This window comes from Enterobacter sp. KB-221C9 (assembly GCF_041320715.1).
GTDB classification, from domain to species: domain Bacteria; phylum Pseudomonadota; class Gammaproteobacteria; order Enterobacterales; family Enterobacteriaceae; genus Enterobacter; species Enterobacter asburiae_D.
Genome location: NZ_JBGIWG010000007.1, coordinates 14,728 through 37,055, shown reverse-complemented (window position 1 = coordinate 37,055; position 22,328 = coordinate 14,728). Strand labels below are relative to the sequence as shown.

Here is a 22,328-nt window from a genome sequence, read left to right as displayed (position 1 = left end):
CGAAGCGCCACCTGACACCACAAACCGCACCTTAGTGCGCGTCAATAAACACAATCTTCAGCACAAACAGCAACGCCACAATGATGACGCACGGGCTGAGGTCGCGGAAGCGGCCGGTACCGATCTTCATTACGCAGTAAGAGATAAAGCCCAGCGCGATACCTTCGGTAATCGAAAAGCTGAACGGCATCATCACGGCGGTAATAAACGCCGGCACCGCTTCGGTTAAATCATCCCACTTCACGCGTGACAGGCTGGAGGTCATCAGCACACCCACATAGATCAGCGCGCCGGCTGCCGCATACGGAGGAACCATACCCGCCAGCGGAGAGAGGAAGATCACCAGCAGGAACAGAATACCCACGACCACCGCCGTCAGGCCGGTACGGCCGCCCACGGACACGCCGGAAGAAGATTCAATGTACGCGGTAACGGACGAGGTTCCGATAAAAGCACCGGTCACAGAGGAGACGCTGTCCACAAACAGCGCCTGCTTCATGCGCGGGAATTTCCCTTTTTCATCCGCCAGACCCGCTTTGTCGGTCACGCCAATCAGCGTACCGGACGAGTCAAACAGGTTGACCAGCATGAAGGAGAAAATTACGCCCGCCAGGCCCAGGTTCAGGGAGCCCGCCAGATCGACGTGACCAATCACGGTAGATACGCTCGGCGGCGCGGAGACGATACCGTTATAGTGAACGTCGCCCAGCATCCAGCCCAGCAGGGTGGTGACCACGATGGACACCAGCACCGCCGCGTGAATATTGCGGGAAGCCAGGATCGCGATGATAAAGAAGCCCAGCACGCCCAGCAGCACGTTATGAGAGGTCAGGTGACCGATGCTGACCAGCGTATCCGGGTTCGCCACGATAACGCCGGCGTTTTTCAGCCCCATCATACCGATGAACAAACCAATACCGCTGGTGATGCCCACGCGCAGGCTCACAGGAATGTTCGCAATCATCCAGTAACGCACGCGGAAAATGGTCAGCAGCAGCAGGCCAACCGCGCCCCAGAAGATAGCGCCCATGCCAACCTGCCACGGCAGACCCATCGCCTGAACGACAACGAACGCGAAGAACGCATTCAGGCCCATCGCCGGTGCCAGCGCAACCGGCAGGTTAGCGAACACACCCATCAGAATGCTGCCAAGGGCCGCAATCAGGCAGGTGGTTACAAAGACGGCGCTGGTATCCATGCCAGCAACGCCCAGAATTTGAGGGTTCACAAAAACGATATAGACCATCGTCAGGAAGGTGGTGAAACCAGCGATCACTTCGGTGCGTGCCGTTGTGCCGTGCTCGCGCAGTTTGAAAACGCGCTCAAGCAGACCCTGACCAGACGTCTGGGTAGTGTGTTGTTGACTCATCATCAATTTCCGAACAAGGAGGGAAAATTCGTCGCTATCCTATACCAAAATGCGACAATAGTGGCGGTTACGTGATACTTTTTTCATTGATTTTGCTTATACGGCAACGATTGCGTCCCGGTGAACTACCGTACGTAAACGTTAAACTTGTTAAAAGGGAAAGGCATGTCCGGAATTGAAGCGGTATTTTTCGACTGCGACGGTACGCTGGTCGACAGTGAGGTCATTTGTTCCCGCGCGTATGTCACTATGTTCCAGGAATTTGGCATTACGCTGGAACTCGAAGAGGTGTTTAAACGCTTTAAGGGCGTGAAGCTCTACGAGATCATCGACATTATTAACGAAGAACACGGTGTGAATCTGGCGAAAGCCGATCTGGAACCGGTGTACCGCGCCGAGGTCGCACGCCTCTTCGACTCCGAGCTGGAGGTTATCTCCGGGGCTAACGCGTTGCTGGATGCGATGACGGTGCCAATCTGCGTCGTCTCTAACGGCCCGGTCAGCAAAATGCAGCACTCGCTCGGCAAGCTTGAGATGTTGCACCATTTCCCGGAAAAACTGTTCAGCGGCTACGATATCCAGCGCTGGAAGCCAGACCCGGCGCTGATGTTCCATGCGGCAAAAGCGATGAACGTTAACGTAGAGAACTGCATCCTGGTGGATGACTCGTCTGCGGGTGCGCAGTCGGGGATTGATGCGGGGATGGAGGTGTTTTACTTCTGCGCCGATCCGCACAACAAGCCGATCGATCATCCAAACGTGACGACCTTTACCGATCTGGCGCAGTTGCCTGAATTGTGGAAGGCACGCGGGTGGAATATTACTCGCTGAAAAAACAAAGCCGGATGGCGCTAGCGCTTATCCGGCCTACAAGACTCGTAGGGCGGGTAAGCGTTAGCGTCACCCGCCACAAACATCACTCTTTCGGATCTTTACCCGCCAGCAGCTTGTCCAGCTCGTCGCCGCCCACGTGACGGAAGTCCTGACCTTTCACGAAGTAGAAAATGTATTCGCAAATGTTCTGGCAGCGGTCGCCGATACGCTCGATGGAGCGCGCGCAGAACAGGGCAGTCAGTACGCTTGGGATCGTACGTGAATCTTCCATCATGTAGGTCATCAGCTGACGCACGATGCCTTCATACTCCTGGTCGACCTTCTTGTCTTCACGATAGATACGCACCGCTTCGTCCAGATCCATACGCGCAAAGGCATCCAGCACGTCGTGCAGCATCTGCACGGTGTGGCGGCCCAGCGACTCCAGGCTCACCAGCAGCGGCTGGTGCTGCTGAGAGAACTTCTCCAGCGCGGTGCGGCAGATTTTATCCGCAACGTCACCAATACGCTCCAGCTCGGCGATGGTTTTGATGATCGCCATCACCAGACGCAGGTCGCTCGCCGTCGGCTGACGTTTCGCAATAATGCGCACGCAGGCCTCGTCGATAGCGACTTCCATCATGTTGACGTTTTTGTCGCCTTCAATGACGCGCTTCGCCAGCTCGCTGTCCTGGTTGTGCATTGCCGTAATCGCATCAGAAAGCTGCTGCTCAACCATGCCGCCCATGGTCATCACCTGCGTGCGAATGCTTTCCAGCTCTGCGTTGAACTGGCCTGAAATGTGTTTATTAAGATTGAGGTTGTCCATGGTTTCTCCACATGCACTAAGGCAAATCAACCGTAGCGGCCAGTAATATAATCTTCGGTTTGTTTCTTCGCGGGCCTGGTGAACAGCGCGTCCGTATCGCTGAACTCAATCAACTCGCCCAGGTACATAAACGCCGTGTGATCGGAACAACGTGCAGCCTGCTGCATGTTGTGGGTCACGATAACCACGGTGTAATCCTGCTTCAGCTCGGTGATCAGCTCTTCAATACGGCCGGTTGAGATCGGGTCCAGCGCTGAACACGGCTCATCCAGCAGCAACACTTCCGGGCGAATAGCAATACCGCGCGCAATGCACAGACGCTGCTGCTGGCCACCGGAGAGAGAGTAACCGCTCTGGTGCAACTTATCTTTGGTTTCGTTCCATAATGCGGCCTTGGTCAAAGCCCACTGTACGCGCTCGTCCATATCGGCACGGGAGAGCTTTTCGAACAGGCGAACGCCAAAGGCGATGTTGTCATAAATGGACATCGGGAACGGCGTTGGTTTCTGGAACACCATCCCCACTTTGGCGCGCAGCAGGGCGATATCCTGAGCCTGGGTCAGAATGTTTTCGCCGTCCAGGATGATTTCACCTTCAGCGCGCTGCTCCGGATAGAGCGAATACATTTTGTTAAAGGTACGCAGCAGCGTGGATTTTCCACAGCCGGACGGACCGATAAATGCCGTGACCTGGTTCTTGGCGATATCCAGGTTGATGTTCTTCAGGGCATGGAATTTGCCGTAGTAGAAGTTCAAATCACGAACCTGAATCTTACCCGGGGCAGTATCAACCATACTCATTGACTCATTTCCTCATTCGGTGCCGCGAGCTGCCGCGCCGTAAAAAATTAACCGTGTTTCTTCTTCGCGAAAATGACGCGCGCCAGAATGTTCAGCAACAGTACGCAAAGGGTAATGATCAGCACCCCGGCCCAGGCCAGCTGCTGCCATTCCGCGAATGGGCTCATCGCAAATTTAAAGATCGTCACCGGCAGGTTGGCGATCGGCTGCATCATGTCCGTGCTCCAGAACTGATTGGAGAGAGACGTAAACAGCAGCGGCGCCGTTTCACCCGCGATACGCGCAACCGCCAGCAGGATACCGGTCATGATCCCGGAGATGGATGCTTTGAGCGTAATCGCAGAGATCATCTTCCATTTCGGCGTACCCAGCGCATAAGCCGCTTCACGCAGGCTGTCCGGCACCAGTTTCAGCATGTTCTCGGTGGTACGAATAACAATCGGCACCTGCAGCAGCGCCAGTGCAATCACACCCGCCCAGCCGGAGAAGTGTTCCATCTGCGCCACCACCACGGTGTAAACAAACAGACCTACCACGATAGACGGGGCTGAGAGCAGAATGTCGTTGATGAAGCGAATGACTTCCGCCAGCCAGGATTTACGACCGTATTCTGCCAGGTAGATGCCCGCCATGATGCCCAGCGGCGTGCCGAAGACCGTCGCCCAGAGGATCAGCAGGCCGCTGCCCGCCAGGGCATTCGCCAGGCCACCACCCGCCGTGTTCGGCGGCGGCGTCATTTCGGTGAACAGCGACAGTGACATACCGTCAATCCCGCGAACGACCGTCGAGAAGAGGATCCAGACCAGCCAGAACAGGCCGAATGCCATCGTCGCCATCGAGAGCGACAGGGCAATACGGTTTTTTATGCGGCGTCTGGCCTGCATTTTGCGGCGGGATTCCGCCAGTTCAGCCGTAGCTTGCATTTCGAGAGTGGCCATTAGCGTGCTCCCTCATTTTTAGCGAGGCGCATAATCATCAGCTTGGAAATCGCCAGAACAATGAAGGTGATAACGAACAGAATCAGACCCAGCTCCATCAGCGCCGCCACGTGCAGCCCCGATTCCGCTTCGGCAAATTCATTCGCCAGCGCCGAGGTAATACTGTTACCCGGCATGTAGAGCGACACGCTGTCGAGCTGGTAGGTGTTACCGATGATAAAGGTGACCGCCATGGTTTCACCCAGCGCACGACCTAAGCCCAGCATCACGCCCCCGATCACCCCATTTTTGGTGAACGGAAGGACAATGCGCCAGATAACTTCCCAGGTGGTGCAGCCGATGCCGTAGGCCGACTCTTTCATCATCACCGGCGTTTGTTCGAAGACATCGCGCATAACCGCCGCAATGTACGGAATTATCATGATGGCGAGGATCACACCTGCCGCCAGAATGCCGATACCGAAAGCCGGGCCAGAGAACAGGGCCCCCACAAACGGAATGGCTGAAAGAACGTTACCGACCGGTTCCTGGAAGTATGTGGCGAACAGCGGAGCAAAGATGAACAGGCCCCACATGCCGTAAACGATACTCGGAATAGCGGCCAGCAGTTCGATGGCAATACCCAGCGGGCGTCGCAGCCAGCCCGGCGCCAGCTCCGTCAGGAACAGGGCAATACCAAAGCTCACCGGAACGGCAATCAGCAGGGCGATGAACGAGGTCACCAGCGTGCCGTAAATCGGCACCAGGGCACCGTAGATGTCGTTCGGCGCGTCCCACTCTTTGGTCCAAAGGAAGGAGAAACCGAATTTCTGGATGCTCGGCCATGAGGAGAAAATCAGAGACACGATAATGCCGCCCAGCAGCAATAGCACAATCAGCGCAGCCAGTTTTACCAGCGCGCTGAAAATCATGTCACCTTTTTTACCCGGAGGGTTAAATGCAGGCTTGGTTGCAGCCATAAATTACTCTTCTGTTTGAGACGTTTTTACGAATATGCCCGGTGGCGCTGACGCTTACCGGGCCTACAGCTTAAACCGTAGGGCGGGTAAGCGCAGCGCCACCCGCCATCTTCGTTAAATATATCCTGTTAGTACAGCGCTTTACCGCTGCTGTCTTTCACGTTGGTTTTCCATGCAGCACGAATCTGCTCAACCACGCTGTCCGGCAGGGTGGCGTAATCCAGGGCGTTAGCCTGTTTGCCGCCGTTTTTGTACGCCCAGTCGAAGAACTTCAGCACTTCGGTGCCCTGCTCAGGTTTCTTCTGCTCTTTGTGAACCAGGATGAAGGTAGTAGAGGTGATTGGCCATGCACCTTCGCCTTTCTGGTTAGTCAGATCCTGCGCGAACGATTTGCTCCAGTCAGCGCCTTTCGCTGCGTTAGCAAAGTTCTCTTCGGTCGGGCTAACCGGTTTGCCGTCGGCTGAAACCAGTTTGGTGTAGGACAGGTTGTTCTGCTTAGCGTACGCATACTCTACGTAACCAATTGAGCCAGGCAGACGCTGTACGAACGCGGCGATACCGTCGTTACCTTTACCGCCCAGACCGGTTGGCCAGTTAACGGTAGAGCCGGAGCCGACTTTAGATTTCCACTCTTCGTTCACTTTTGCCAGGTAGCTGGTGAACACGAAAGAGGTACCGGAACCATCCGCGCGGCGAACCACGGCGATGTTCTGAGAAGGCAGCTTCAGGCCTGGGTTGAGTTTAGCGATCGCTTCGTCATCCCATTTTTTGATTTTGCCCAGGTAGATGTCACCCAGGGTTTTGCCGTCCAGCACCAGCTCACCCGACTTCACGCCCGGCAGGTTGATGGCCAGGACCACGCCACCGATCACGGTCGGGAACTGGAACAGACCTTCCTGAGCCAGTTTGTCATCAGACAGCGGAGCGTCTGATGCGCCGAAATCAACCGTGTTCGCGGTAATTTGTTTAACGCCACCGGAGGAGCCGATACCCTGATAGTTAACCTTGTTACCGGTTTCTTTCTGGTAGGTATCCGCCCATTTGGCATACACCGGCGCAGGGAAGGTTGCACCAGCGCCAGTCAGGCTTGCTTCTGCAAATACAGAGAACGCGCTCAGAGATAAGGTCGCGGCGACAACAGTTGCGACAGTGGTACGCATAACTTTCATAATGTCTCCTGCAAGATTTTCGTAAATCGTTGTTTAGTGGCTACGATGAGCAAAATAGGACAAACAGGTGACAGATAAATGTACGAATTATGACAGTTTTATGACAACGGAAATTTCACTTAAAAATCAGCAAAAGAAAGCTTAATTTTCATCGCGTTAGCCACTTTTATGACAAGACGTTTTCAGAAATATTTTCTTTATATGACACTGAAAAAAGTAGCTGAAGATGACAAATTGTCATTATTAAAAACGAGAAAGGATTGATTAAAAACAAACCGGGCGGGATAAAAAAGCTCCACCCGAAGGTGGAGCCTGAAGGGATTATTCTACGGTAACCGATTTCGCCAGGTTACGCGGCTGGTCAACGTCGGTGCCTTTGATCAGCGCAACGTGATAGGCCAGCAGCTGCAGCGGAACGGTGTAGAAGATTGGCGCAATCACCTCTTCCACATGCGGCATCTCGATGATGTGCATGTTGTCATTGCTGACAAAACCGGCATCTTTGTCGGCGAAGACGTACAGTACGCCGCCGCGGGCGCGGACTTCTTCGATGTTAGACTTCAGTTTTTCCAGCAGTTCGTTGTTTGGTGCCACAACGATGACCGGCATATCCGCGTCAATCAGCGCCAGCGGGCCGTGTTTCAGCTCGCCTGCCGCATAGGCTTCAGCATGAATGTAGGAAATCTCTTTCAGCTTCAGCGCGCCTTCCAGCGCAATCGGATACTGATCGCCACGACCTAGGAACAGGGCGTGATGTTTGTCAGAGAAATCTTCCGCCAGCGCTTCAATGCGTTTGTCCTGAGACAGCATCTGCTCAATACGGCTCGGCAGCGCCTGCAGGCCGTGAACGATGTCGTGCTCAACGGAAGCATCTTCGCCTTTCAGACGCGCCAGCTTCGCCACCAGCATCAGCAGAACGGTCAGCTGAGTGGTAAACGCTTTGGTGGAGGCCACGCCGATTTCGGTACCCGCATTGGTCATCAGCGCCAGATCGGATTCACGCACCAGCGATGAGCCAGGAACGTTACAGATGGCCAGCGAGCCCAGGTAACCCAGCTCTTTAGAGAGACGCAGCGCGGCCAGCGTATCCGCCGTTTCGCCAGACTGGGAAAGGGTGATCATCAGGCTGTTACGACGCACCGCGGATTTGCGATAGCGGAATTCAGACGCGATTTCCACATCGCACGGCACGCCCGCCAGGGATTCAAACCAGTAGCGAGAAACCATACCGGAGTTGTAGGAGGTGCCGCAGGCCACGATCTGAATATGCTCAACTTTACCGAGCAGTTCGTTCGCGTTTGCGCCCAGCTCGCTCAGATCCACTTCACCGTGGCTGATGCGCCCGGTCAGGGTGTTTTTGATGGCGTTTGGCTGTTCGTAAATCTCTTTCTGCATGTAGTGACGGTAAGCGCCTTTGTCGCCGGCGTCGTACTGCAGATTCGATTCGATCTCCTGACGTTTCACCTGCTCGCCTTTGGTATCGAATACGGTCACGCTGCGGCGAGTCACTTCCGCGATATCACCCTCTTCGAGGAAGATAAAGCGACGGGTAACCGGCAGGAGCGCCAGCTGGTCAGAAGCGATGAAGTTTTCGCCCATGCCCAGACCGATAACCATCGGGCTACCGGAACGCGCGGCCAGCAGCGTGGACGGGTCGCGGGAATCCATGATCACCGTACCGTACGCACCGCGCAGCTGAGGGATAGCGCGCAGCACCGCGTCACGCAGCGTGCCGCCCTGCTCCAGCTCCCAGTGCACCAGGTGAGCAATCACTTCGGTGTCAGTTTCAGAGACGAAGGTGTAGCCGCGCGCTTTCAGTTCTTCGCGCAGCGGTTCGTGGTTTTCGATAATGCCGTTGTGTACGACCACGATGTGTTCAGACACATGCGGGTGCGCGTTACCTTCAGACGGTTCGCCGTGCGTCGCCCAGCGGGTGTGCGCAATACCGGTACCACCGTGCAGCGGATGTTCTTCCGCGGCCTGGGCCAGCATCTGCACTTTACCGAGACGACGCAGACGGGTCATATGACCTTCTGCATCAACGACAGCCAGACCGGCTGAGTCGTAACCACGGTATTCCAGACGACGTAAACCTTCGAGAAGGATTTCAGCAATATCACGCTGCGCAACTGCGCCAACAATTCCACACATAATTTTAGATTCCGAATTTAGGCATTATGCCTGCGTTGTCGCTGACCTGTATTTGCCCTTTCCGGGCGCCCCGAGCCTTGTAGAGAGTGGGGTTATTTTTATGGGTACTGCTTGTGGGGGGAGATATATATTTATCTCCTCACCCGGGTTTGCCTGATGACGGCTATGCCTTATCAGGCCTACTCAATCGTAGGGCGGGTAAGCGTAGCGCCACCCGCCTTGCTGTTACTTTTTCTTCACCGGGCGTTTCCAGCCCTGCTTGCTGACCTGCGGAACGCGGCTTAACACCAGCTCGTTCTCGGCCACATCGCGCGTCACGGTTGTTCCGGCGGCAATGGTCACCCCGTTACCCACGGTTACAGGCGCCACCAGCTGCGTATCGGAGCCAACGAACACGTCGTCACCGATGATGGTTTTAAACTTATTCGCGCCGTCATAGTTACAGGTAATAGTCCCTGCACCAATATTCACGTTATTGCCAATTTCCGCGTCGCCAAGATAGGTCAGATGACCGGCTTTCGAGCCTTTACCCAGACGCGCTTTTTTCATTTCCACGAAGTTACCCACGTGAGCGCCTTCCAGCAGCTCAGCGCCCGGGCGCAGACGCGCAAACGGGCCGATGGTACAGGCGGCATCCAGACGGGCATCTTCCACCACGCTGTACGGGCTGATTTCGCAGTCGTCACCGATGACGCTGTTTTTAATCACGCAGCCGGCACCAATTTTGACGCGATCGCCCAGAGTGACGTGACCTTCGAGGATAACGTTAGTATCAATCTCAACGTCACGCCCGTGAGATAACGAACCACGCAGATCGAAACGTGCCGGATCGCGCAGCATCACGCCCGCCAGCAGCAGTTTTTCGGCCTGCTCGGACTGATAAATACGCTCAAGACGGGAAAGCTGCAGGCGGTTGTTCACGCCGTCCGTTTCGCTGATGCGCGCCGGATGAACGGCGGCAATTTCACGCCCTTCGTGGTACGCCATCGCAATGATGTCGGTGATGTAGTATTCACCCTGCGCGTTGTTGTTGTTGAGTTTGGACAGCCAGCGCTTCATATCCGCGCCATTGGCAATCAGGATACCGGTGTTGATCTCCTGAATCTGGCGCTGTTCGTCGCTGGCATCTTTATGCTCAACAATACCCGTGACGTTGCCGTTTTCACGGGTGATGCGGCCATAACCGCTTGGATCGTCCAGCACGACGGTCAACAAACCGATGCCGCCCTGCGGTTTGGCTTCACGCAGGCGAGTCAGGGTTTCAACGGAGATCAGCGGGACATCGCCGTAGAGCATCAAAATGTCTTCGTCATCCGCAAAGAAAGGCGCTGCCTGCTGCATCGCATGGCCTGTACCCAGCTGTTCGGCCTGAAGCACCCAGTTGAGCTTGTCATCGCTCAGCGTCTTTTTAAGCAGATCGCCGCCGTGGCCGTAGACCAGGTGGACCTGACTGGCACCCAGTTCATTCGCTGCATCAATGACATGCTGCACCATTGGCTTTCCTGCAAGCGTGTGGAGCACCTTAGGCAGATCGGAATACATGCGGGTCCCTTTGCCAGCGGCAAGGATCACCACGCTCATCGCACTGTTTGACATACGCATCCTGACGGTAGTTTGAGTGTGAAGTAAAAACGTTTGATGCTTAAAATTCTACATCTTTTTAATCATGAATTAAGGCCCAAAAAAAAAGCCAGCCTGGTATCCAGACTGGCTTTTGTGCTTTTCAAGCCGGTGTTACATCGCTTTTTTGGTCAACTCGATAACGCGCAGTTTCGCGATCGCTTTGGCCAGCTCCGCAGACGCCTGAGCGTAATCCACGTCACCATGAGAGCTGCTAATGTGCTCTTCAGCCTTACGCTTCGATTCCAGGGCTCGCGCTTCGTCGAGATCCTGGCCACGGATAGCGGTATCGGCCAGAACGGTCACACTGCCAGGCTGCACTTCAAGAATGCCGCCGGACAGATAGATAAACTCTTCGTGACCGAACTGTTTAACGATGCGGATCATACCAGGCTTAATGGCGGTGAGCAGCGGTGCGTGGCCCGGGAAAATACCCAGTTCACCTTCACTACCCGTTACCTGGATTTTCTCGACCAGACCAGAGAACATTTGTTGCTCTGCGCTGACGACGTCCAGGTGGTAAGTCATTGCCATATCACCCTCCGATTAAGGCGTTAAAGTTTTTTGGCTTTTTCCACGGCTTCGTCGATGGAACCAACCATGTAGAACGCCTGCTCTGGCAGGTGATCGTATTCGCCTTCCATGATGCCTTTAAAGCCACGGATGGTGTCTTTCAGGGAAACGTATTTACCCGGAGAACCGGTGAATACTTCCGCAACGAAGAATGGCTGGGACAGGAAGCGCTGGATCTTACGCGCACGTGCTACCACCAGTTTGTCTTCTTCAGACAGTTCATCCATACCCAGGATGGCGATGATGTCTTTCAGTTCCTGGTAACGCTGCAGCAGGGACTGTACGCCACGCGCGGTGTCGTAGTGTTCCTGACCAACAACCAGTGGATCCAGCTGACGGCTGGTGGAGTCCAGCGGGTCAACGGCTGGGTAGATACCCAGAGACGCGATCTGACGGCTCAGTACCACGGTTGCATCTAAGTGCGCAAAGGTGGTTGCTGGAGATGGGTCAGTCAAGTCATCCGCAGGTACGTATACCGCCTGAACGGAGGTGATAGAACCAGTTTTGGTAGAGGTGATACGTTCCTGAAGAACACCCATCTCTTCCGCCAGCGTAGGCTGATAACCTACCGCTGAAGGCATACGACCCAGCAGTGCAGATACTTCCGTACCGGCCAGGGTGTAACGATAGATGTTATCAACGAACAGCAGAACGTCACGGCCTTCGTCACGGAACTTCTCAGCCATAGTCAGACCGGTCAGCGCAACGCGCAGACGGTTTCCTGGTGGCTCGTTCATCTGGCCGTAAACCAGGGAAACTTTGTCCAGAACGTTGGAGTCGGTCATTTCGTGGTAGAAGTCGTTACCCTCACGGGTACGTTCACCTACGCCCGCAAACACAGAGTAACCGGAGTGCTCGATCGCGATGTTACGGATCAGCTCCATCATGTTTACAGTTTTACCAACACCCGCACCACCGAACAGACCGACTTTACCGCCCTTCGCGAACGGGCACATCAGGTCGATAACTTTGATACCGGTTTCCAGCAGTTCCTGAGAGCTGGACAGCTCTTCGTAGGAAGGTGCCGCGCGGTGGATAGCCCAACGCTCTTCTTCACCGATGTCGCCTTTCATGTCGATTGGTTGACCCAATACGTTCATGATACGACCCAGTGTTGCTTTACCTACCGGGACTTCGATCGGGTGCTCAAGGTCTTTAACTTCCAGACCACGACGCAGACCGTCGGAAGAACCCATCGCGATGGTACGCACGATACCGCCGCCGAGCTGCTGCTGAACTTCCAGCACCAGGCTCTCGTTACCATTCTGTACCTCAAGCGCGTCGTACACGCGTGGTACGGCGTCCTGAGGGAACTCGACGTCCACCACGGCGCCGATTACCTGGACAATCTTTCCAGTAGCCATCTTGAATCCTCTACGTAATTCGTAAACCTGGTTAAACCGCGGCGGCCCCCGAGACGATCTCGGTGAGTTCCTGAGTAATGCTGGCCTGACGAGCTTTGTTGTAAACCAACTGCAGCTCTTTAATCAGGCTGCCGCCATTATCGGTCGCGGCTTTCATCGCCACCATTCGTGCGGCCTGCTCGCTGGCCAGGTTTTCTACAACGCCCTGATAAACCTGAGATTCAACGTAACGACGCAGCAGGGTATCCAGCAGCGGTTTCGGATCGGGTTCATACAGGTAATCCCAGGCTTTTTGCTTCAGCTCGTCATCTTCTGATGCCGGTAACGGCAGCATCTGAGTGAGCGTTGGAACCTGAGACATGGTGTTAATGAATTTGTTGCTGACAACGTACAGTCTGTCCAGACGGCCTTCATCATAGGCCTGCAACATCACTTTAACCGGGCCGATCAGTTCGGACAGGGACGGGTTATCACCCATACCGGTCACCTGAGCGACAATGTTGCCACCAACGGAGTTAAAGAAAGAGACGCCTTTAGAGCCGATCATTGCGATATCGCACTGAACGCCTTTTTCAGACCATGCTTTCATATCCGCCAGCAGTTTTTTGAACAGGTTAATGTTCAAGCCGCCACACAGACCACGGTCGGTCGACACCACCAGGTAGCCCACGCGCTTAACGTCGCGTTCTTCCAGGTAAGGGTGCTTATATTCCAGATTACCGTTTGCAAGGTGACCAATCACTTTGCGCATGGTTTCTGCATAAGGACGGCTGGCCGCCATGCGATCCTGCGATTTACGCATTTTGGAAGCGGCGACCATCTCCATCGCTTTAGTGATCTTTTGCGTGTTCTGGACGCTTGCGATCTTACTACGTATCTCTTTTGCGCCGGCCATGAGCTTCTCCTCAATGCCAGGCGGCTTGTCCTGAGACAAGCCGCCGGACGATTACCAGGATTGGGTTGCTTTGAAGGAATCGAGGATAGCTTTCAGCTTGCCTTCGATTTCGTCGTTATAGCCACCGGTCTGGTTGATCTCTTGCATCAGCGGAGCGTGATCACGGTCGACGTAAGCCAGCAGAGCGGCTTCGAAGCTACCGATTTTCGCCAGTTCCACATCTTCGAGGTAACCGCGTTCAGCCGCGAACAGTACCAGGCCCTGCTGAGCAACAGACATTGGTGCGTACTGTTTCTGCTTCAGCAGCTCGGTCACTTTCTGACCGTGGCTCAGCTGTTTACGGGTTGCTTCGTCCAGATCGGATGCGAACTGAGAGAACGCAGCCAGTTCACGATACTGTGCCAGCGCGGTACGGATACCACCGGACAGTTTCTTGATGATCTTGGTCTGAGCAGCACCACCAACACGGGATACGGAGATACCCGGGTTAACCGCCGGACGAATACCGGAGTTAAACAGGTTGGTTTCCAGGAAGATCTGACCGTCGGTAATGGAGATTACGTTGGTCGGAACGAACGCAGAAACGTCACCCGCCTGGGTTTCAATGATCGGCAGAGCGGTCAGAGAGCCCGTTTTACCCTTCACTTCACCTTTGGTGAAGTTCTCGACGTATTCCGCGTTAACGCGGGAAGCACGCTCCAGCAGACGAGAGTGGAGGTAGAATACGTCGCCAGGGAACGCTTCACGTCCTGGTGGACGACGGAGCAGCAGGGAAACCTGACGATAAGCAACAGCCTGTTTAGACAGGTCATCGTATACGATCAGCGCATCTTCACCGCGGTCACGGAAGTATTCGCCCATTGCGCAACCGGCGTATGGCGCCAGGTATTGCAGTGCAGCGGATTCAGACGCAGTTGCTACCACAACGATGGTGTTAGACAGTGCGCCGTGCTCTTCCAGTTTACGAACCACGTTGGAAATGGTGGACGCTTTCTGGCCGATGGCCACGTACACGCATTTGATGCCGGAGTCACGCTGGTTGATGATGGCATCAATTGCCATCGCGGTTTTACCGGTCTGACGGTCACCGATGATCAGTTCACGCTGACCACGACCGATTGGGATCATGGCATCAACGGACTTATAACCTGTCTGAACAGGCTGATCTACGGACTGACGGTCGATAACGCCTGGTGCGATAACTTCAATTGGGGAGAAGCCATCGTGCTCAACCGGACCTTTACCGTCGATTGGCGCACCCAGGGTGTTAACAACGCGACCCAGCAGGCCACGGCCAACCGGCACTTCCAGAATACGGCCAGTACACTTAACCTTCATGCCTTCGGCAAGGTCAGCGTATGGACCCATCACAACTGCACCTACGGAGTCGCGCTCCAGGTTCAGTGCGATAGCGTAACGGTTACCCGGCAGGGAAATCATCTCACCCTGCATACAATCGGCCAGGCCGTGGATGCGGATAACACCGTCACTTACAGAAACAATAGTACCTTCGTTGTGAGCTTCACTCACAACACTGAACTGAGCAATGCGCTGCTTGATCAGTTCGCTGATTTCGGTGGAATTCAGTTGCATGCTCCAGTCCCCTTAAGACTGCAAGACGTCTGCAAGGCGTTCAAGACGGCCGCGTACGCTGCCATCAATGACCATATCACCCGAACGGATGATTACGCCTGCCATTACAGACTTATCGATTTTGCAATTCAGCTTAACTTTGCGTGACAGACGTTTTTCCATCGCGGCGGTGATTTTCGCAAGCTGTTCGTTACTCAGTTCAGTCGCAGAAGTCACTTCAACTTCAGCGGTTGCTTCACTAAGGGCACGTAAGTGCTCAAACTGCTCGAGAACATCCGGGAGCACACGGAGACGACCATTTTCTGCCATGACCTTAATCAGGTTCTGGCCGTTGGCATCCAGTTGCTCTCCGCACACGGCGATAAACGACGCGGCGAGAGTTTCAGGTGCTAACGCACCGGAAAGCAACTCAGCCATTTGTTCGTTTTTCGTCACCTCAGCGGCAAACGCCAGCATATCCTGCCAGCGATCGACATTTTGGTGTTCGACAGCAAAGTCAAAAGCTGCTTTGGCGTAGGGGCGAGCTACCGTAACAAATTCAGACATCAGCCCCTCCCTCCTTACAGTTCAGCGACAAGTTTGTCCACGATGTCGCTGTTAGCAGCTTCATCCACGGAACGTTCGATGATCTTCTCGGCGCCAGCAACAGCCAGAATCGCAACCTGCTTACGCAGTTCTTCACGAGCACGTTTACGCTCAGCATCAATTTCTGCCTGAGCCTGTGTCACGATCTTAGTACGTTCCTGTTCTGCTTCAGCTTTGGCTTCGTCCAGGATCTGCGAACGGCGTTTGTTAGCCTGTTCGATGATTACCTGAGCTTCCGCTTTCGCTTTTTTCAGCTGGTCTGTCGCGTTGGCCTGTGCAAGGTCCAAATCTTTCTTAGCGCGTTCTGCAGAAGCCAGACCGTCAGCAATTTCTTTCTGACGTTTTTCGATGGCAGCCATTAAAGGCGGCCATACATACTTCATGCAGAACCAGACAAAGAGAATAAACGCGATGGCCTGGCCGAGGATTGTTGCGTTCATGTTCACAGCACAATACCTCTTTAATTTCTGTGGCTTAGGGTTTTAAAACTACTACTACGCGACAGCAAACATCACGTACAGACCCAGACCTACAGCGATCATTGGGATAGCATCCACCAGACCCATAACGATAAAGAACTGAGTACGCAGCAGAGGAATCAGATCAGGTTGACGCGCTGCGCCTTCCAGGAATTTGCCCCCGAGGATGCCGATACCGATCGCAGCACCGATAGCCGCCAGACCCATCATCACAGCGGCAGCCATGTACAGCAGATCCATATTCAGGTTTTCCATGACAGTCTCCAGTTTGTTTCAATTAAAACGTAGTAGTGTTGGTAAAAAATCAGTGCTCTTCAGACGCCATCGACAGATAGACGATCGTCAGAACCATGAAGATAAAGGCTTGCAGCGTAATGATCAGGATGTGGAAAATGGCCCAAGGCACATTAAGAATCCACTGTGACCACCACGGCAGAAGACCCGCGATCAGAATGAAAATCAGCTCACCCGCATACATGTTGCCGAACAGTCGCAGACCCAGTGAAACAGGTTTGGACAGCAGGCTAACGCCTTCCAGGATCAGGTTGACCGGAATAAACGCCCAGTGGTTGAACGGCTGCAAGGTAAGCTCTTTCACAAAGCCGCTTACGCCTTTCATTTTGATGCTGTAGAAAAGAATCAGGATAAACACGCCCAGCGCCATCGACAGGGTGATGTTCACGTCCGCAGACGGTACAACACGCAGCGCAGGCAGGCCGAAGATGTGCTCGCCGATAAACGGCAGCAGATCGATTGGCAGCAGGTCCATCAGGTTCATCAGGAAGACCCAAACGAACACGGTCAGGGCCAGCGGAGCAATCAGCTTGCTCTTGCCATGGTACATGTCTTTGACGCTGCCATGGACGAAGCCGATGATCATTTCGATGAAGGTCTGGAATTTCCCTGGTACACCGCTGGTCGCTCGTTTAGCAACACCGCGGAACATGGCCAGGAACAGAAGACCCAAAACCACCGAGAAGAACATGGAGTCGATGTTGATCGTCCAGAAGGTGGCCGGGGGGTTATGTGGATCCACCAGCGAGAATGTACGCAGGTCCAGCTGAAGGTTATTCAGATGGTGACCTATGTAATCCTGCGGCGTCATATTTTCTGAAGCCATGATGCCTTTTACCCTTTGTTATTGATTACAGCTGGAGCCAGAACTTGTACCACCAGCACCAAAACCCACGTTGCTATCAGCGGCATGAAGACCACTTCCAAAACCGCCAGCGCCATCACCAGTAGAGCAAAGGTCAGCAACACCTTACACACTTCGCCGAGGGCGAAGGACCAGGCCACGCGGCCTTTGGCGGGTGTATGCGCCTGATGACGCCAGGCAAAAATCATAAACAACACATTTGGCAGCACAACCGCCAAACCCCCGCACACGGCGGAGATGCCCCAGAAGGGGTCTTTGAGGCTAAACAGCAGTCCACTTGCTATCACAGCCAGAAACTGAATGAACAGAAGCTTACGAGCAACGTTTCTACTCAAGAGCGACACAGACATCACGTTTTTACTCCTGCTCCCTTCGAGGTATGCCGCGTGTCGTATAAAACGTCCTTTAAGGCTCAGAGTCAAGCATCAAAAAGCGGTCAAATTATACGGTGCGCACCCGTGATTTCAAACATTAAGTAGCGAAAAGGTGAATAAATGTTTAAATATTTTTCCCCACCGCTATTTTTTAACTTTCGCTGAAAGCGTCAACCTTCGACCAAAACTGCAAACAGCGCGAAAACGTTGACGATAAAGCGTGCACGAGATCACAAAACACACATTTGCGATAAGGTTGTATTTATCAAAGGCGCAAATCGCGTAAATTTATCTTTATGAAATTAAAAGCAAAACGTCGTAACTATTTTCAAAACAGCCCAGTACACAATAAAAACCTTTTATTGACATTCTTAATAAATAATTAACATTGCGTTCTGGTGACTGCCTTCCACTTTTAGCAGACTTATATTTTCACAGATGACTATCTTCACGGTGAATAATAGACGCTACGTTAACCGGAAGAAAAACCTTAGTGAAAAAGAGGTTAAACGCTCACCGGTAAATCCCCGGTAGTTGTGCTGTTTTTTAACATGCCAGGAACAGCACAAATTCCACATTTTTTATTAATTTTTTAAAAATTGTTTGGCTTAATTATCACCAGATGACGTTCCCCATCGAGCTGAGGAATGTTTAATTTCTCGATGGATTCAACAGCAAATCCATCCGGAAGCTGTTCAATCTCATCGCCTGGCAACTGCCCTTTCAGCGCATAGAAGCGGCCGTTCTCTGCGGGTAAGTGCTTGCACCAGCTCACCATATCGTTGAGCGACGCAAAAGCACGGCTGATAACCCCATCAAACGGCGGCTCTGCCGGGAATTCTTCTACCCTGCTCTGCACGGGCGTGATGTTCTCAAGCTTCAGCTCATGCTGAACCTGCCGTAAAAAGCGCACGCGCTTGCCAAGGCTGTCCAGCAGCGTGAAATGGCTTTCCGGGCGAACAATCGACAGCGGAACGCCCGGTAAACCAGGCCCCGTTCCCACGTCGATGAAACGCTCACCTTTCAGCCAGGGGGCAACCACAATGCTATCGAGAATATGGCGAACGAGCATCTCGTTGGGGTCTCGAACGGACGTCAGGTTGTACGCTTTGTTCCATTTGTTCAGCATATCGACATAGGCCACCAGCTGATTTTTCTGGTGATCGGTGAGCGAAATACCTGCCTGATCCAGCAGACGAGAGAGTTTGTTGAGCACGGTGAATACCTGTTGGAAAACTTAGGTGGCGGGTGGCGCTTCGCTTACCCGCCCTACGGGTTCAGTAGGCCCGGTAAGCGCAGTGCCACCGGGCAATGTTCTGGGCATTACGCGCTGCGGCGCAGCATACCCTGCTTTTTCAGCCACACCAGCAGGATAGAAATCGCTGCTGGCGTGACGCCGGAGATACGTGAGGCCTGGCCGATCGACACCGGTTTGTGATCGTTCAGCTTGGCGATCACTTCGTTGGAAAGACCCGTCACCTGGCGGTAGTCCAGCATTTCCGGCAGCAGCGTGTTTTCGTTACGCTGCTGTTTTTCGATCTCATCCTGCTGACGCGCGATGTAACCTTCGTACTTCACCTGGATCTCAACCTGCTCTGCCGCTTCAGCGTCTTCCAGCCCCGGCGCGAACGCGGTCAGTTTGACCAGGTTCTCGTAGGTGACTTCAGGACGGCGCAGCAGATCTTCCCCGCTGGCTTCACGCGACAGCGGTGCTGTTAAGTGAGCGTTTACTTCGGCAGCGGTTTCCGCCTGCGGATTCACCCAGGTGGTTTTCAGGCGCTGACGTTCCTGTTCAATGCGCTCCAGCTTCTCGTTAAAGCGCGCCCAGCGTTCGTCATCGACCAGACCCAGCTCGCGACCCATTTCGGTCAGACGCAGGTCGGCGTTATCTTCACGCAGCATCAGGCGATATTCCGCGCGAGAGGTAAACATACGGTACGGTTCTTTGGTACCCAAAGTGCAGAGATCGTCAACCAGCACGCCCAGATACGCCTGAGAACGGCCTGGCGCCCAGCCCTCTTTCTCAGCTGAGAAGCGCGCGGCGTTCAGACCGGCAAGCAGACCCTGCGCAGCCGCTTCTTCGTAACCGGTGGTGCCGTTAATCTGCCCCGCGAAGAACAGACCGTGGATGAATTTGCTTTCCAGGGTTGGCTTCAGGTCACGCGGATCGAAGAAATCGTACTCAATAGCGTAGCCAGGGCGAACGATTTTCGCATTCTCCATCCCCTGCATTGAGCGAACAATTTGCATCTGCACATCGAACGGCAGGCTGGTGGAGATGCCGTTCGGGTAAATTTCGTTTGAAGTCAGCCCTTCCGGCTCCAGGAAGATCTGGTGCTGGTTACGATCGGCAAAGCGCATCACTTTGTCTTCGATCGACGGACAGTAGCGTGGGCCGATCCCTTCGATCACGCCAGCATACATGGGGCTGCGATCGAGGTTGTTGCGGATCACGTCATGAGTTTTCTCGTTGGTGTGCGTGATGTAGCACGGTACCTGCTGCGGATGTTGCGCCGCATTGCCCATGAACGAGAAGACCGGCATTGGGTTATCGCCGTGCTGTTGCGCCAGCACGCTGAAATCAATGGTGCGCGCATCAATACGCGGCGGCGTACCGGTTTTCAGGCGGCTGACGCGCAGCGGCAGTTCACGCAGACGACGAGACAGTGGAATAGACGGCGGATCGCCAGCACGGCCACCGCTGTAGTTATCCAGACCGATATGAATTTTACCGTCCAGGAATGTACCCACGGTCAGCACCACGGCTTTCGCGCGGAATTTGAGGCCCATCTGGGTCACGGCACCTACGACGCGATCGTTCTCAACGATAAGATCTTCAACTGCCTGTTGGAAGATCATCAGGTTCGGCTGGTTCTCCAGCGCGGTGCGCACAGCCTGACGGTAAAGCACTCGGTCTGCCTGGGCACGAGTCGCCCGAACAGCAGGTCCTTTGCTCGCGTTTAGTATCCTAAACTGGATGCCTGCATGATCGATCGCTTTCGCCATCAGGCCGCCAAGTGCATCCACTTCTTTTACCAGGTGTCCTTTCCCAATGCCGCCAATCGCCGGATTACAGGACATTTGTCCCAGCGTGTCGATATTGTGTGTCAAAAGCAGGGTCTGCTGACCCATACGCGCTGCGGCCATTGCGGCCTCAGTGCCTGCATGACCCCCGCCAATGATGATGACGTCAAAAGGATCCTGATAAAACATGGTGGTCTGCCTCGCGTAAAGCGGTATGAAAATGGATTGAAGCCCGGGCCGTGGATTCTACTCAACTTTAGTCTTTCGAGAAAGCATTGGGATCCTGGGCTATTAAAAAGAAGATCTTTTTATTTAGAGATCTGTTCTATTGTGATCTCTTATTAGGATCGCCAACATGTGTGGATAAGTCCGATCTCATAAAGAAGATCATACGGTTAGAAAGGATCGTTTGTTGTGAATGATCGGTGATCCTGGACAGTATAAGCTGGGATCAGATCGCGACTTTATACACAGGTCAAAAACTGCACTACAGTTATTCTTTGGATAACTACGGGTTAATACGAGCTTTTAACCAGAGTTATCCACATCTGTTCGCGCGATCTTTAATCGTTTTTGAGTAAATTTTTCCATTCCGCGAGCCAGATCTCGGCTGGATCCTCCGGAATGTCATGATCGAGTATGTTGATCTTGAGTGTTTCACCCAGCTGTTTTGCTCCGCAGGAGGTTACAGCGGCTTCAACTTTCTCTATTGCCCCGCAAAAGGTGTCATATTCACGACTGCCGATCCCCACCGCGCCAAAACGGACGTTTGACAGGTCGGGCTGCTGTTCCAGCAGTTCGTCATATAAAGGTTGCAGGTTATCCGGCAGATCGCCCGCGCCATGCGTGGAGGTGATCAGCAGCCAGACCCCGTCAGCCGGGAGATCTTCAAGCAACGGGCCGTGCAGGGTTTCCGTGGAAAAGCCCGCATCTTCCAGCTTTTCAGCCAGGTGTTCCGCTACGTATTCCGCACCACCAAGGGTGCTGCCGCTGATAAGGGTAATGTCCGCCATTGATCGCTCGCCCAGATAAAGAGACGGCCATTGTACGCTGTGAACGAGCTGGGATCTACCTGTGGAAAATGTGGGAATGAATTTGCCCGATCACGGGCGGATGGTACGCATGATCGGGTTTTGCAGGGAGATCAGAGTCTCGGTGGACTGAATTTCATCGATTGTTTGGATCTTGTTGATAAGTACCTGCTGGAGGGCGTCGATGGATCGGCACATGACCTTAATAAAGATGCTGTAGTGCCCGGTGGTGTAATACGCCTCGGTAACCTCATCCAGCGCGTTCAGCTTCGCCAGGGCGGAAGGGTAGTCTTTGGCGCTTTTAAGAATGATGCCGATGAAGCAGCAGACGTCGTAACCCAGATGTTTAGGGCTGACGTCTATGCGTGCGCCGGTAATGATCCCCGCCTGTTTCATCTTCTCTACGCGAACGTGAATGGTTCCCGGGCTGACGCCAAACTGTTTCGCCAGCTCGGCGTAGGCGGTACGGGCATTGGCCATTAACGCCTCCAGGATGCCGCGGTCGAGATTGTCGATTTGATAATTTTCCATAGCTTTTTCTTATGAAGATTAATGAATCACTCTATTCTAGCGTTTAATTTTATCGAATTAAAAGTAAAGGTG

General features: G+C 53.8%; 22 protein-coding genes. 1 reads left to right on the top strand and 21 read right to left on the bottom strand.

Going from position 1 to position 22,328, the window contains the following annotated elements; all coding sequences use genetic code 11:
* Window positions 1-31 precede the first annotated feature (31 nt).
* Window positions 32-1,369: an adenine permease AdeP gene (gene adeP, locus AB8846_RS12040; RefSeq protein WP_154816159.1), complete on the bottom strand. Its 1,338-nt coding sequence runs from the start codon at window positions 1,367-1,369 to the stop codon at window positions 32-34.
* 165 nt (window positions 1,370-1,534) lie between these two features.
* Here adeP and yieH point away from each other — a divergent pair, with 165 nt between their 5' ends.
* The gene (gene yieH / locus AB8846_RS12035) at window positions 1,535-2,200 is read left to right on the top strand and encodes a 6-phosphogluconate phosphatase (protein ID WP_063145551.1); all 666 of its coding nucleotides are present in this window, start codon (window positions 1,535-1,537) and stop codon (window positions 2,198-2,200) included.
* A gap of 85 nt (window positions 2,201-2,285) precedes the next feature.
* On the opposite strand, the gene phoU is transcribed toward yieH, so the two are convergent.
* From phoU to asnC, 20 genes are all read right to left on the bottom strand, one after another.
* Window positions 2,286-3,011: a phosphate signaling complex protein PhoU gene (gene phoU, locus AB8846_RS12030; RefSeq protein WP_008500182.1), complete on the bottom strand. Its 726-nt coding sequence runs from the start codon at window positions 3,009-3,011 to the stop codon at window positions 2,286-2,288.
* 26 nt (window positions 3,012-3,037) lie between these two features.
* Window positions 3,038-3,811 (bottom strand): phosphate ABC transporter ATP-binding protein PstB, encoded by a 774-nt coding sequence (pstB, locus tag AB8846_RS12025; RefSeq protein WP_010426574.1) that lies wholly within the window; start codon window positions 3,809-3,811, stop codon window positions 3,038-3,040.
* Between the two features lie 47 nt (window positions 3,812-3,858).
* Window positions 3,859-4,749 carry a phosphate ABC transporter permease PstA gene (pstA, locus tag AB8846_RS12020; RefSeq protein ID WP_063145552.1) on the bottom strand — a complete coding sequence of 297 codons (891 nt, stop codon included), beginning with the start codon at window positions 4,747-4,749 and terminating at the stop codon, window positions 3,859-3,861.
* Window positions 4,749-5,708 carry a phosphate ABC transporter permease PstC gene (gene pstC / locus AB8846_RS12015; protein ID WP_023333924.1) on the bottom strand — a complete coding sequence of 320 codons (960 nt, stop codon included), beginning with the start codon at window positions 5,706-5,708 and terminating at the stop codon, window positions 4,749-4,751. Before pstC ends, pstA begins: the two co-directional genes overlap by 1 nt.
* 128 nt (window positions 5,709-5,836) lie before the next feature.
* Window positions 5,837-6,877 carry a phosphate ABC transporter substrate-binding protein PstS gene (pstS, locus tag AB8846_RS12010; RefSeq protein WP_063145553.1) on the bottom strand — a complete coding sequence of 347 codons (1,041 nt, stop codon included), beginning with the start codon at window positions 6,875-6,877 and terminating at the stop codon, window positions 5,837-5,839.
* Between the two features lie 321 nt (window positions 6,878-7,198).
* Window positions 7,199-9,028: a glutamine--fructose-6-phosphate transaminase (isomerizing) gene (gene glmS / locus AB8846_RS12005; RefSeq protein WP_331413971.1), complete on the bottom strand. Its 1,830-nt coding sequence runs from the start codon at window positions 9,026-9,028 to the stop codon at window positions 7,199-7,201.
* Between the two features lie 225 nt (window positions 9,029-9,253).
* The gene (gene glmU / locus AB8846_RS12000) at window positions 9,254-10,624 is read right to left on the bottom strand and encodes a bifunctional UDP-N-acetylglucosamine diphosphorylase/glucosamine-1-phosphate N-acetyltransferase GlmU (protein WP_370732773.1); all 1,371 of its coding nucleotides are present in this window, start codon (window positions 10,622-10,624) and stop codon (window positions 9,254-9,256) included.
* 138 nt (window positions 10,625-10,762) lie between these two features.
* Window positions 10,763-11,182, bottom strand: a complete 420-nt coding sequence (locus AB8846_RS11995; RefSeq protein WP_006177560.1) for a F0F1 ATP synthase subunit epsilon — start codon at window positions 11,180-11,182, stop codon at window positions 10,763-10,765.
* Window positions 11,183-11,202: 20 nt separating this feature from the next.
* Window positions 11,203-12,585: a F0F1 ATP synthase subunit beta gene (gene atpD / locus AB8846_RS11990; RefSeq protein WP_006177559.1), complete on the bottom strand. Its 1,383-nt coding sequence runs from the start codon at window positions 12,583-12,585 to the stop codon at window positions 11,203-11,205.
* A gap of 31 nt (window positions 12,586-12,616) precedes the next feature.
* A complete protein-coding gene (gene atpG / locus AB8846_RS11985) occupies window positions 12,617-13,480 on the bottom strand; it encodes a F0F1 ATP synthase subunit gamma (RefSeq protein WP_008500191.1) in 864 nt (287 codons plus the stop codon).
* 51 nt (window positions 13,481-13,531) lie between these two features.
* The gene (atpA, locus tag AB8846_RS11980; protein WP_006808751.1) at window positions 13,532-15,073 is read right to left on the bottom strand and encodes a F0F1 ATP synthase subunit alpha; all 1,542 of its coding nucleotides are present in this window, start codon (window positions 15,071-15,073) and stop codon (window positions 13,532-13,534) included.
* Between the two features lie 12 nt (window positions 15,074-15,085).
* A complete protein-coding gene (gene atpH / locus AB8846_RS11975) occupies window positions 15,086-15,619 on the bottom strand; it encodes a F0F1 ATP synthase subunit delta (protein WP_023309790.1) in 534 nt (177 codons plus the stop codon).
* A 14-nt stretch (window positions 15,620-15,633) separates the two neighbouring features.
* Window positions 15,634-16,104 carry a F0F1 ATP synthase subunit B gene (gene atpF / locus AB8846_RS11970; RefSeq protein ID WP_014072436.1) on the bottom strand — a complete coding sequence of 157 codons (471 nt, stop codon included), beginning with the start codon at window positions 16,102-16,104 and terminating at the stop codon, window positions 15,634-15,636.
* 48 nt (window positions 16,105-16,152) lie between these two features.
* Complete coding sequence (gene atpE / locus AB8846_RS11965; protein ID WP_000429386.1) at window positions 16,153-16,392, bottom strand: F0F1 ATP synthase subunit C; 240 nt, start codon at window positions 16,390-16,392, stop codon at window positions 16,153-16,155.
* A gap of 49 nt (window positions 16,393-16,441) precedes the next feature.
* Entirely contained in the window at window positions 16,442-17,257 is an 816-nt protein-coding gene (gene atpB, locus AB8846_RS11960; RefSeq protein ID WP_023309789.1) for a F0F1 ATP synthase subunit A, read from the bottom strand.
* An 8-nt stretch (window positions 17,258-17,265) separates the two neighbouring features.
* A complete protein-coding gene (gene atpI, locus AB8846_RS11955) occupies window positions 17,266-17,646 on the bottom strand; it encodes a F0F1 ATP synthase subunit I (protein WP_221553071.1) in 381 nt (126 codons plus the stop codon).
* Window positions 17,647-18,262: 616 nt separating this feature from the next.
* Window positions 18,263-18,886: a 16S rRNA (guanine(527)-N(7))-methyltransferase RsmG gene (gene rsmG / locus AB8846_RS11950; RefSeq protein ID WP_121423348.1), complete on the bottom strand. Its 624-nt coding sequence runs from the start codon at window positions 18,884-18,886 to the stop codon at window positions 18,263-18,265.
* A 107-nt stretch (window positions 18,887-18,993) separates the two neighbouring features.
* Window positions 18,994-20,883, bottom strand: coding sequence for a tRNA uridine-5-carboxymethylaminomethyl(34) synthesis enzyme MnmG (mnmG, locus tag AB8846_RS11945; protein WP_014072433.1), 1,890 nt, complete (start codon window positions 20,881-20,883; stop codon window positions 18,994-18,996).
* 374 nt (window positions 20,884-21,257) lie between these two features.
* Window positions 21,258-21,707: an FMN-binding protein MioC gene (mioC, locus tag AB8846_RS11940; RefSeq protein ID WP_063145557.1), complete on the bottom strand. Its 450-nt coding sequence runs from the start codon at window positions 21,705-21,707 to the stop codon at window positions 21,258-21,260.
* Window positions 21,708-21,797: 90 nt separating this feature from the next.
* On the bottom strand, window positions 21,798-22,256 hold the full coding sequence (gene asnC, locus AB8846_RS11935) for a transcriptional regulator AsnC (RefSeq protein WP_023333916.1): 459 nt from the start codon (window positions 22,254-22,256) through the stop codon (window positions 21,798-21,800).
* Between the last annotated feature and the right edge of the window lie 72 nt (window positions 22,257-22,328).